At 50.5% G+C, this 11,975-nt stretch carries 12 protein-coding genes; 2 read left to right on the forward strand and 10 right to left on the reverse strand.

Annotation, left to right across the window (positions count from 1 at the left end):
* Positions 1-363 precede the first annotated feature (363 nt).
* The 8 genes from proX to D9734_RS13355 all read right to left on the reverse strand — a co-directional run bounded on the left by proX (position 364) and on the right by D9734_RS13355 (position 8,661).
* Entirely contained in the window at positions 364-1,356 is a 993-nt protein-coding gene (gene proX, locus D9734_RS13310) for a glycine betaine/L-proline ABC transporter substrate-binding protein ProX (protein WP_130208065.1), read from the reverse strand.
* A 56-nt stretch (positions 1,357-1,412) separates the two neighbouring features.
* The gene (proW, locus tag D9734_RS13315; RefSeq protein WP_130208067.1) at positions 1,413-2,477 is read right to left on the reverse strand and encodes a glycine betaine/L-proline ABC transporter permease ProW; all 1,065 of its coding nucleotides are present in this window, start codon (positions 2,475-2,477) and stop codon (positions 1,413-1,415) included.
* Positions 2,470-3,672 (reverse strand): glycine betaine/L-proline ABC transporter ATP-binding protein ProV, encoded by a 1,203-nt coding sequence (gene proV / locus D9734_RS13320; protein WP_000985481.1) that lies wholly within the window; start codon positions 3,670-3,672, stop codon positions 2,470-2,472. Before proV ends, proW begins: the two co-directional genes overlap by 8 nt.
* A 481-nt stretch (positions 3,673-4,153) precedes the next feature.
* The gene (gene nrdF / locus D9734_RS13330) at positions 4,154-5,113 is read right to left on the reverse strand and encodes a class 1b ribonucleoside-diphosphate reductase subunit beta (protein ID WP_130208069.1); all 960 of its coding nucleotides are present in this window, start codon (positions 5,111-5,113) and stop codon (positions 4,154-4,156) included.
* 138 nt (positions 5,114-5,251) lie between these two features.
* Complete coding sequence (nrdE, locus tag D9734_RS13335) at positions 5,252-7,396, reverse strand: class 1b ribonucleoside-diphosphate reductase subunit alpha (RefSeq protein ID WP_130208071.1); 2,145 nt, start codon at positions 7,394-7,396, stop codon at positions 5,252-5,254.
* Positions 7,369-7,779, reverse strand: coding sequence for a class Ib ribonucleoside-diphosphate reductase assembly flavoprotein NrdI (nrdI, locus tag D9734_RS13340; protein ID WP_000080944.1), 411 nt, complete (start codon positions 7,777-7,779; stop codon positions 7,369-7,371). The genes nrdE and nrdI overlap by 28 nt, the downstream gene beginning before the upstream one ends.
* Entirely contained in the window at positions 7,776-8,021 is a 246-nt protein-coding gene (gene nrdH, locus D9734_RS13345) for a glutaredoxin-like protein NrdH (protein ID WP_130208073.1), read from the reverse strand. The genes nrdI and nrdH overlap by 4 nt, the downstream gene beginning before the upstream one ends.
* A gap of 208 nt (positions 8,022-8,229) precedes the next feature.
* Positions 8,230-8,661 carry a carboxymuconolactone decarboxylase family protein gene (locus D9734_RS13355; protein WP_130208077.1) on the reverse strand — a complete coding sequence of 144 codons (432 nt, stop codon included), beginning with the start codon at positions 8,659-8,661 and terminating at the stop codon, positions 8,230-8,232.
* 87 nt (positions 8,662-8,748) lie between these two features.
* On the opposite strand from D9734_RS13355, the gene D9734_RS13360 reads away from it, so the two are divergent.
* Positions 8,749-10,083 (forward strand): PLP-dependent aminotransferase family protein, encoded by a 1,335-nt coding sequence (locus tag D9734_RS13360; protein WP_130208079.1) that lies wholly within the window; start codon positions 8,749-8,751, stop codon positions 10,081-10,083.
* A gap of 55 nt (positions 10,084-10,138) precedes the next feature.
* On the opposite strand, the gene D9734_RS13365 is transcribed toward D9734_RS13360, so the two are convergent.
* Positions 10,139-10,468 carry a DUF883 domain-containing protein gene (locus tag D9734_RS13365; protein ID WP_001295174.1) on the reverse strand — a complete coding sequence of 110 codons (330 nt, stop codon included), beginning with the start codon at positions 10,466-10,468 and terminating at the stop codon, positions 10,139-10,141.
* A gap of 151 nt (positions 10,469-10,619) precedes the next feature.
* Between D9734_RS13365 and D9734_RS13370 the strand changes: the two genes are divergently transcribed.
* A complete protein-coding gene (locus D9734_RS13370; protein ID WP_130208081.1) occupies positions 10,620-10,964 on the forward strand; it encodes a DUF2002 family protein in 345 nt (114 codons plus the stop codon).
* Positions 10,965-11,001: 37 nt separating this feature from the next.
* Here the strand turns inward: D9734_RS13370 and alaE are convergent, their stop codons facing one another.
* Complete coding sequence (gene alaE, locus D9734_RS13375) at positions 11,002-11,451, reverse strand: L-alanine exporter AlaE (RefSeq protein WP_130208083.1); 450 nt, start codon at positions 11,449-11,451, stop codon at positions 11,002-11,004.
* Between the last annotated feature and the right edge of the window lie 524 nt (positions 11,452-11,975).

The following is an 11,975-nucleotide window of genomic DNA, read 5'->3' on the forward strand; positions in this document are numbered from 1 at the left end:
CACAAATCTATGTACAGGCTCTTTGAAGGTGAAATATGTCACTAAGGCAAATGTTACGTTCACTTCCAGACTATAGCTACTTTGTCACTATTTTGCTGGTGAACGTGCCAAGGTGGCTCAGTCGCCACCACCCTGGCGACCCAGGCTTTTGGCACAAAATCGCCGCTACGCGGTACATTCGACTTATTTCTTACGGCTATCGGGTACGGGCGCGAGGTAACATCCCTGTAAGACGCGCCCTCGCCGCGCATCCCTGCGCGTCGCCCCGGCCTTCAGAAAACGTCTCATCGATTTTCAGCCGGATTAAAACCATCGCTGCAATTGTTTTACTCACATGAGCATTATCTGCGCGGTTATCAATATTTACTTCTGCGCTGCCAGCGCCTCCTTCACCCAGCCATCGAACTGCTGCTGGTGGGCTTTGATCCAGCCATCAACGTGCCCCTGAATATCGCCTTCTGAGGCTTTTCCGTCATGCATAATGGCGTTCTGGGCGTTAATATCTGCCACTGGCAACTGCATAATGGCAAATAGTTTGGCTGCCGCCGGATTTTTCTCGGCCCAGGCTTTGTTGGCAACGATATGCATGGTGCTGACCGGGAAGCCGTAATTCGCGCCATTCGGCAGCTTGGTGTCGGCATTTTTATCGCCCGGCAGTGCGGAGAACGGTACCTGCAACCAGACCACATCTTTCCCCGGCTTCAGTTCGTTACTCACCCAGTACGGCGTCCAGGTGTAGTAAAACACCGGTTTGCCCTCTTTGTAGCGACTGATGGTGTCGGCCATCATCGCCGCATAGTTCCCCTGATTATGCGTCACGGTGTTGGTCAGTTCATACGCAGCAAGCTGGTGGTTGATGGCTCCTTCGCAGCCCCAGCCAGGATTACAGCCGGTTAAATCCGCTTTGCCATCGCCGTTGGTATCGAACAGTTTAGCGAGCTTCGGATCTTTCAGTTGCGCGATGTTGGTGATTTTGTACTGGTCGGCAGTTTTCTTATCGATCAGGTAACCCTGCGCCGCGCCGTTAACAAATACCCCTTCACGATAAAATTTCTTATCGCCACCGGCAGCTTCGTACATGTTGTCATGCAGCGGCGTCCAGTTCACGGCGGTAAAGGTCGCATCGCCAGATGCAAGCGAGGTATAGCCAACGTTGTAATCCACTTCGCTGGGTTTATTGACGGTATAACCTAATTTCTCCAGCGCACGGCTGACCAGCAGCGTCTGGAAGGTTTCTTCAGTGATGGTGCTCTGAACTGGATTAACAGTAATGCCTTTGCCCGGCAGATCGGCAGCAAAAGTTTGTGTAGAGATAAGCGTGGCAAACGCTGTCGCAAAAAGTACGCTATGTCGCATTGTTATTCCTTTTTTTGGCAGGGTGATATGCCCGGCGTCACCGGGCAAGTGCAGAGTTACTTAATGAATGGACGGGTCAGCAGACCGACAGGGCCAGTGGTGTACCAGCGACGGTTGCCGCGGCTGCGTGAGTCACGCCCAACGGCCTGCGTCAGGCGATCGAGGATAATGGCGAGGATCACAATCCCGACGCCGCCTACGGTGGCAAGCCCCATATCCAGACGACCGATACCGCGAAGTACCATCTGACCCAGCCCGCCGACGGCAATCATCGAGGCAATGACCACCATAGAAAGGGCCAGCATCAGCGTCTGGTTAACGCCCGCCATAATGGTCGGCATCGCCAGCGGTAACTGAACTTTGAACAGCATCTGGCGCGGGCTGGCACCGAATGAGCGCGAGGCTTCAATCAGATCCGCCGGAACCTGGTTAATCCCCAGAATAGTCAGACGGATAATCGGCGGCAGCGCAAAGATGATCGTCACCACCACGCCCGGCACGTTACCGATACCAAATAGCATGACGATTGGCACCAGATAAACAAACGCTGGCGTGGTCTGCATGGCATCAAGCAGTGGACGAATAATTTTCGCCGCTCGCGGACTTCTCGCCAGCCAGATCCCCAACGGCAAACCGATGACGATACAGAACAGCAGGGCGGTTAACACCAGCGCCAGGGTAACCATGGCCTGCGACCAGGCACCGATTGCGCCGATGGCAATCAGCGAAACCAGCGTCGCGACGCCCATTCCGACACCGGAAATTTGCCAGGCGATGAGAGCGAATACGATAATCGCCACCGGCGCGGGCATACCCAGCAGCAGTTGCTGGAAACCGTTGAGGATATAATCGACCGGAACGCGCACGCCCTGGAAGACGGGACGGAAATGGGTAACGACCCAGTCGATCCCTTCAGTGACCCAACTGTCGAGTGGGATCAGCGTCTTATGGAACGGATCGAGAATATTAAAATGCTCGGCGTTTGGCGCAGGCGTGCTGGTCAGCCAGTCGGCGCCACCACCGTCAGTCGGTGTAGCAGCCGGTGTACCCCAGGCATCTGCGGATTGTGCGGCACTGTCCGCCGCTGGTGTGGTATCCCACGGATTATTTTGATCAGCCATTATTTACCCCCTCACGATCTAAAGCGCGCAGCAGCATTCCTTTCGAAATGATGCCGACATACTGTTGGTCCTCGTCGACCACGGGCACCGCACAGGGCGCCTGTCCGACATGAGAGAGCAATTCGCTAAGAGGCGTTTGCGCATCGACCGCTAACGGCGCATCAATCAGTGCTGCATCAAGACCTTGCTGCTGCGTTAATGCGGCCTTAAGCGAATCGATAGACACTGCGCCGACAAACTTATTACCGCGTTCGATAACGTAGCCATATTCGCGATCTTCATCCTGCAATAATTTCAGTGCCGAACGCGGGCCGAAGCCAGGGGTTTTACGAATTAAGCCATTAGGGCTGCGGCGGGCAATATCTTTCGCACTGAATACTTGACTAATATCGACGCCACGGAAGAAGGTGCGGACATAATCATTCGCTGGATTATTGAGAATTTCATCCGGTGTGCCGACCTGTACCACTTCACCATTTTGCATAATGGCAATTCGGTCGCCAATACGCATGGCTTCATCGAGATCGTGGGAAATAAAGACAATGGTACGCTGATGTTTCGCCTGTAATTTTACCAGCTCATCCTGCATCTCGGTGCGAATTAATGGATCGAGCGCCGAGAAGGCTTCGTCCATTAATAATATATCCGGATTAATCGCTAACGCGCGGGCTAATCCCACACGTTGACGCATCCCGCCAGAGAGTTCGTCCGGGTAGCTGTGGGCATAATTTTCCAGCCCGACCTGACGCAGTGCATCAATGGCTTTTTCCCGGCGTTCTTCGGCATTAATTCCGGCCAATTCCATACCGAACGCAGTATTGTCCAGTACGGTCATATGCGGCATTAAGGCAAAGGACTGGAAGACCATCGCAATCTTTTTTCTGCGCACCTCACGGAGTTCGGCGTCGGATATTTTGGCAATATCCACACCGTCAATCAGCACTTGCCCGCGGGTGGGTTCAATCAGGCGATTGAGAAGGCGTACCATTGTGGATTTACCCGAACCGGATAATCCCATGATGACAAATATCTCGCCTTCTTCAATGGCCAGACTGGCGTCTTTTACGCCAAGCGATAGCCCAGTTTTTTCCAGAATTTGTTCTTTTGAAAGTCCTTGTTCGATATATTTGAAAGCTCGCTGTGGATGCTCGCCAAATATTTTATAAAGATTTTTAATTTCTAATTTAATTGCCATGCAATAGAAAGATTCCTGTTATTTGTTTATGTCGATATATTACCCAATGGAAATAGTCACTTTTTTCTACCCTAACATACTGAGAATCTGAGGCAACCCCTGATGACAAATGTGGCATGAATATTGATACGAGCAAATTGCCGGAATTTCCCGTGATATAAGGGCTGAGAGCAAATCGAGAAAAGTTGATATTTTTTGTTATGGATAGTGAAAAAACGCCTGAATATTGTAGTTTCAGGCGAATAATGCAACAGAGAGTCAGTGTAGATCACCACAAATTATTTGCGTGATATAAAGCTATACTCTAAATAATTCGAGTTGCAGGAAGGCGACAAGCGAGTGAATCCCCATGAGCTTACATAAGTAAGTGACTGGGGTGAGCGAACGCAGACGCAGCACATGCAACTTGAAGTATGACGAGTATATTTGGCGGGAATTATTTCCCTGCTGCGGGTAGTGATATTTTTGAAAAATAACCCTGTCAGAAATTCCAGTCTTCATCTTCTGTTTCAACCGCTTTCCCCATCACATAAGAGGAGCCTGAACCGGAAAAGAAATCGTGATTTTCATCGGCATTCGGCGAAAGTGCGGCGAGGATTGCCGGATTCACTTCCGCCATTTCTGCGGAAAATAACGGTTCGTAGCCCAGATTCATCAACGCCTTATTGGCGTTGTAGCAGAGAAACGCTTTCACATCGTCAGCCCATGTGGTTTCGGCGTACAGCTCATCGGTGTATTGCAACTCGTTGTCGTAGAGTTCCAGCAACAAATCGAAGGCGAAACTCTTTAACTCTTCACGTTGTGCCTGGGAAATCTTTTCCATTTTTTTCTGATATTTATAGCCGATGTAGTAACCGTGGACTGCTTCATCACGGATAATCAGACGGATCAGGTCTGCGGTATTGGTCAGCTTTCCGCGACTGGAAAAATACATCGGCAGCCAGAAGCCAGAATAGAACAAAAATGATTCAAGAAAGACACTGGCGATTTTCTTTTTCAGCGGATTATCGCCTCGATAATGTTGCTGAATAATCTGCGCTTTTCGCTGCAACGGTGCGTTTTCTTCACTCCAGGCGTAGGCGGCATCGACATCTTTGGTCTGGCACAACGTCGAGAAAATCGAACTGTAAGAGCGGGCATGAACCGCTTCCATAAAGCTGATATTCGATAATACCGCCTCTTCATGAGGCGTGAGCGCATCGGGCATCAGCGAAGGCGCGCCGATAACATTTTGCAGCGTGTCGAGCAGCGTCAGGCCAGTAAAAACGCGCATCGTCAGTTGCTGTTCTACGACACTTAATGTCTGCCACGCAGGAATATCGTTCGATAGTGGCACCTTTTCTGGTAGCCAGAAATTGCTGGTCAGGCGATTCCACACCTCCAGATCTTTATCGTCAGTTATCTTGTTCCAGTTGATGGCGCTGATATGTGAGAGTTTCATAGATATTCCTTAAAGCCAGACTCATCAGACTCCGATTTTTGGCAATGTGCGCTTTGTTCCTGCCGGATGCGGCGTGAACGCCTTATCCGACCTACAAAATCATGCAAATTCAATATATTGCAATTATTTTTCAGTCTCTTAGAGCGAGCAGGAGACGCAGCCTTCAATTTCAGTGCCTTCCAGCGCCATCTGACGCAGGCGAATGTAATAGAGCGTTTTGATGCCTTTGCGCCAGGCGTAAATCTGCGCTTTGTTGATATCGCGAGTGGTAGCGGTATCGGGGAAAAATAGCGTCAGCGACAGCCCCTGATCGACATGGCGAGTCGCTTCGGCGTAGGTGTCGATGATCTTTTCTGCGCCAATTTCGTAAGCATCCTGATACAGCGCCAGATTTTCGTTAGTCATAAACGGGGCAGGGTAGTAAACGCGTCCTGTTTTGCCCTCTTTGCGTATCTCTACTTTCGCCACAATCGGATGAATACTCGACGTGGCATGGTTGATATAAGAGATGGAACCGGTTGGTGGCACCGCCTGGAGATTCTGGTTGTAAATGCCGTAGCGCATCACGTCGTCGCGCAGCTGCGCCCACATCTCACGGGTAGGTAACGTAATTCCGCTGCGGGCAAACAGTTCGCCAACTTTCGCCGTTTTCGGCTGCCAGTTACCTTGCAGATATTGGCTAAAATATTCACCACTGGCATAGCGTGACTGTTTGAACCCGGCGAAGGTTTCACCGCGTTCGCGCGCCAGCAACATCGAGGTACGCAGTGCGTGCCAGGTGATGGTGTAGAAATAGAGATTGGTGAAATCCAGTGCTTCCGGTGAACCATAAGCGATGCCTTCTCGCGCCAGATAACCGTGTAAATTCATCTGCCCCAGTCCGATGGCGTGTGAGGCGGCATTTCCGGCTTCGATGGACGGCACGCTGCGGATATGACTCATATCTGACACCGCTGTTAAACCGCGTACGGCAGTCTCTACCGTGCGGGCAAAGTCGGGGGAATCCATGGTGTGGGCAATATTCAACGAACCTAAATTGCAGGAAATATCATGGCCTGTGCGGGCATAGTCGAGATTCTCGTCATACTCTGAGGCGCTGTTAACCTGCAAAATCTCTGAGCAGAGATTACTCATATTTATGCGCCCGGCGATAGGGTTAGCACGGTTAACCGTGTCTTCATACATGATGTAGGGATAGCCGGACTCAAACTGGATCTCTGCCAGTCGCTGGAAGAAATCACGGGCGTTGATGTATTTTTTGCAGATGCGTTCATCGGCAACCAGTTCGTCATAGTGTTGGCTGATGGCGATATCGGCAAATGGCTTGCCATAAACTCGCTCAACGTCATAAGGCGAAAACAGTGCCATCTGCGCATTCTCTTTTGCCAGATGGAAAGTGATATCCGGGATCACCACGCCCAGGGACAGCGTTTTAATGCGGATTTTTTCGTCGGCATTTTCCCGTTTTGTATCGAGAAAACGCAGAATATCGGGATGATGGGCATGTAAATAGACTGCGCCAGCACCCTGACGAGCGCCGAGCTGGTTGGCATAGGAAAATGCGTCTTCCAGCATTTTCATCACCGGAATTACGCCAGAAGATTGATTTTCAATACGTTTAATTGGCGCGCCCGCTTCCCGCAGATTCGACAGCAAAAATGCCACGCCGCCGCCGCGTTTCGACAGTTGCAGTGCGGAATTTACCGCCCGGCCAATCGACTCCATATTGTCTTCAATACGCAGCAGAAAACAGGAAACCAGCTCGCCGCGCTGCTGTTTACCGCAGTTGAGGAATGTTGGCGTGGCAGGCTGAAAGCGTCCTGACAGCATCTCATCAGTCAGTTGCGTCGCCAGTGTTTCATCGCCTTGTGCCAGCGTCAGCGCCACCATCGTGACTCGATCGGCAAAATCTTCCAGATAACGCTTACCGTCGAATGTCTTCAACGTATAGCTGGTGTAAAACTTCCATGCTCCGAGGAATGTCTGAAAACGAAAACCGCTGGCGTGCGCGTGGGCAAACAGTGTAATGACAAAATCGCGAGAGTAGCGATTAAGAACGCTTTCATCATAGTAACCTTCGTTGACCAGCCAGTTCAGGCGCTGCTGCTGGCTACTGAAGGTCACACTGTTCGGGCGCACATGCGTCGCCATAAAGGCGTCAACGGCCTGGCGATCTTTATCGAACTGAATGCGACCTGCGCTATCGTAAAGGTTAAGCATCGCATTCAGCGCGTGGTAATCCATCGTTTCCTGCGTCAGGCGTTCTGCGGTTGTCGTTGCCAAAATTCGGTTACTCCTTTACGAACGTTTTCGATATCGCTTTGCGTACCCATGAGTTCAAAGCGGTATAGCCACGGCACGCCGCATTTTTGAGCAATCACATCTCCGGCGCGGCCATACGCCTCACCAAAGTTGCGATTACCCGAAGCAATCACGCCGCGCAGCAACGCCCGGTTATGCTCGTCGTTTAAAAAACGAATTACCTGTCGAGGTACCGCGCCAGCCGTACCGCCGCCGCCGTAAGAGGGCACGATCAGGATATAAGGCTCGTCTACCTGAATCCGTTCCCGCTCATTGAGCGGGATGCGCACCGCGGGCAGCCCTAAACGTTCGATAAAACGCTGCGTATTTTCGGAGCTGCTGGAGAAGTAGACGAGCTGGCTCATGCACTGGCCGCGTGTGGCGCTGGATGCAGACGGTTGATCATGTCCGGGCGGAAACCAGACCAGCTAAGATCGCCAGCAATTACCACCGGTAACTGGCGAAAGCCCTGAGCACGCAACGTTTCTGCTGCTTCAGGGACGTGATCGACATTAATCATTTCAAAGTCAAAGCCCCGGTTTTCCATCGCCCGTTTGGTGGCGTGGCACTGAACGCAATCGTTACGAGTGTAAATAGTAATGCGCATGATTCGTATTTCCGTTTAAAATGAAGATACGGCGCGATGATACGCGTCGGGTTGTCTCTCTGTTGATACAGAGATACTAGATGTAGTTGAAAAAAGATTCAACCATACAGGATATGGGAATTTTAGATTGATTACGCCACCGCTGAATGGCTCAACGGGGTAGGGGATTTTGTGTTTTTTGGCCGGGCTAATACCCGGCATCAAGAAGTTACATGCGCATGGAAACGGCCAGACGGTTAAAACAATTCATTAGCCCGATGGCAAACGTTAAGTCGCTGATCTCTGCTGCACTGAAATATTCAAGCAAAGGCTGATAAACCTCGTCTTCCGCATGGGTTCTGGCAATATCGGTCACCGATTCCGCCCATGCCAGCGCCGCCCGCTCGCGATCGTCAAAATGATGGCTTACGCGCCAGCCTGCCAGGGCGTCCAGTTTGTGCTGCGGCACACCGGATTTGCGTAATGCTTTGCTGTGCATCTCCAGACAAAATGCGCAGCCATTGATTTGCGAGACGCGCAAATAAATTAACTCCATCAGCGTGGTATCCAGCGCGCTATTTTCCAGTGCCGTTTTGGCCTGCACCAGTGCGTTATACACTGCCGGGCTAAGTTCGTAGTAAGGCTGACGTAATGTAGTCATACAGTTTCTCCTCTTATTAACGCCCGCAATGTAGCACTATAATGGACTGCTAAAGAGAGCCATAAATTACGTAAAAAAGCAGACCATATGCCACGTTATCAGGATATCGCCCGTCAGTTAAAAACGGCTATTGAGCAAGGGGAACTGAAACCTGGTGCAAGGCTACCTTCGAGTCGTACCTGGTCGCAGGAACTGGGTGTGTCTCGATCCACTGTCGAAAATGCGTATGCTGAGTTGGTGGCGCAAGGATGGCTGGTCAGACGGGGACAGGCTGGCACATTTGTCAGTGAGCAGATACATCCGCAACAATCTGCTGTGGATGTCGTGGCTTTTGCTGGTGAAAGTCAGCAGCCACTGCCATTTCAATTGGGATTACCCGCACTCGATCTCTTTCCGCGAGAGCAGTGGTCGCGGGTGATGGGGCGTCGCCTTCGTACCCAGACGCGTTTTGATTTGGCATTAGGCGATGTCTGCGGTGAGGCGGCGTTGCGCGAGGCAATAGTTGATTACTTACGCGTTTCACGCGGGATTGATTGTCAGCCAGAGCAGGTCTTTATCACTCATGGTTATGCGGCCTCAATGGCTTTAATTCTGCACGCGCTGGCGAAACCGGGAAACGGGATGTGGATGGAAGATCCCGGCTTTCCACTGATTCGCCCGATTGTCACTCGCCACGGTGTGGAAATTTTACCGGTGCCGGTTGATGACAACGGACTGGATGTCACAAGCGGAATACAAAATTATCCTGATGCGCGTTTTGCTCTGATTACTCCGGCACACCAGAGCCCGCTGGGCGTGGCGCTCTCTTTAGCGCGCAGGCACCAGATGCTGGAATGGGCAGAACGTAGTCAGGCATGGATTATTGAAGATGATTACGACAGTGAGTTTCGCTATCACGGTAAGCCGTTACCGGCACTAAAAAGTCTCGACGCACCGCAGCGGGTGATTTATGCCGGAACATTCAGCAAATCGCTATTTCCTGCACTGCGCTGTGCATGGCTGGTGGTGCCGGTGGAGCAGATTACGCAATTCCGGCAACAGGCGTCACTGGAGCCATGTGCGGTACCCGTACTGTGGCAGAACACACTGGCAGATTTCATTCGTGAGGGGTATTTCTGGCGGCATCTGAAGAAAATGCGTCAGCACTATGCTCAACGTCGGCAGTGGATTGAGCAGGCGTTGACGCAGCAGGGATTTCAGGTTGTGCCGCAAAAAGGTGGTATCCAGATGGTTATCAGCATGGTGGGCGACGATATTGTCCATGCTCGTAAAGCCAATGCTGCTGGCCTTGCGGTGCAGGCACTTAGCGACTGGCGTATCCGCTCAAATGGGGAAGGAGGATTGCTGCTCTCGTTTACCAATATCGTTAGCGAAAGTATGGCGCAGCAGGTGGCACAACAATTACGCAGTGCCTTAAGTTAAAAACCCCGAAGTCAGGCTTCGGGGCCAGGGACGTGTATTTATTATCATTGTTTCACTACGATTTACGCATGCTTAACAACGCGCCGATAAAAATACCTACCGCAGCAGCTGTTCCCACACTACACCAGGGTCTTTCACGAACAAAAGAGTCTGCGCAGCCAACAGCATCGCGCGCGGCTTGCTGGACGCGAGTTCGACCATGCATCCGCGCCCTGGTTTCTTTCAGTAAAGCCTGAGCTTTACTGCGTGCGGCTTCGGCTTCCCCTTTGGCGTCGCTGCCCCAGGACTTCAATACAGATTCCAGGCTGTCAGCTAATTGATTGACATCATTCTGAATATCCTGCACGCCATCATCGACGTCGTTACGGTTCGGTCTGTTAAACATATGATCTCCCATCAGGATTCAATGTAATTTTCAGTGTAGACCATAATTTTCTTAACAGAGATTCATCGTGGCTTTATGGACTTTTCTGAAAGCGTTGTGAATGCTCAATCAGGTAAGGTAGGGCCGCGGTAGATAATAACGAGGATAGAATATGTATTTACGACCAGACGAGGTGGCGCGCGTACTTGAGAAAGTCGGTTTTACCGTCGATGTGGTAACCCAGAAAGCTTATGGTTATCGCCGCGGGGAAAATTATGTCTATGTTAATCGCGAAGCGCGAATGGGACGTACCGCACTGGTAATTCATCCCACGTTAAAAGAACGTAGTTCGACACTGGCAGAACCGGCTTCCGATATTAAAACTTGCGATCATTACCAGCGGTTCCCGCTCTATTTAGCGGGTGAGCGTCACGAGCATTACGGCATTCCACACGGTTTCAGCTCGCGTGTTGCGCTTGAACGTTATTTACATGGATTGTTTGGCGAAGCCAATTAAAGACGCGACTGGCATTGCCAGTCGCGACAAAGAAGGATCAGGCTTTTACCTGCTGGTAATTGCTGACTTTGAACAGGCGGCGGCAGTAATCAAGGAAGTAGCCATAGACCGCACCCATCAACATCGAAACGACGATGTTTGAACTGACCGCTGCCATAATCTGGTGCCAACCCGCGCCCACGACGAGTAAGATTGCCATATATACCGGTGACTGGAACGTCACATAAGCCAGAATATCCGCAAGATTTTTTACCCAGCCCGACGAGCCAACTTTGCGTGCCATTCGCATAAATAGATCGCGGTACATACCGTATGGCCATGCAATTAAGATGTTCACCGGAATCGCTACCAGTCTGGAATAAAGGGACTGTTCGAAGCTCATTCCGGAGAGAAATACTTCGATAAACATGTTCACGACAGAACAGTAAACAACCATCGCGAACGTATCTGCTACTGCATGACGCAAGCGTGACTGCGGTGAGAACATGCCCATGCTCCTTAATAAACGCGAAATCGGATGAATGTGAATGCAGTGGTTTAAATTACCGTTTGCACTTTCGCATAGCGTATATCGCTGGCTATGACTTATCAATTAGTGAAAAATTTTTATTTCCTTGGTTTTTGTAGATAAAATATTCCGTAGTGGCGCATTTTTTGTACATTCTGGGTTTTTTTATGTCTTAAAGTATAATGTTATTTTAAATCATTATGTTATGACGTAGTTCAGATGTCTTTTGGCAGAGTGATCAAGGTGTGTTTACGCAGCAAAGCGTAGAGAATTCGGCTTAGGAGCGCGCCTGGCCTCATTCAGCATCTTTTATGTTGTAAAGCCTGTAATGGCAGCACAAAGTTTCAGGTTTGAATAACTAATATGTATTCTTTTTATATGCATATTTATGCTGCTTGCGTGTTCCATTATCGGCCGGGAGGTTGTATCGTACGCCGGAACACTCGCCAGTCGCTGTAATAAGTAAGTTAAATGACTGCTATATAATTTGCATATAAGCATTA

This window comes from Escherichia sp. E14S1 (assembly GCF_004211995.1).
Classification (GTDB): domain Bacteria; phylum Pseudomonadota; class Gammaproteobacteria; order Enterobacterales; family Enterobacteriaceae; genus Escherichia.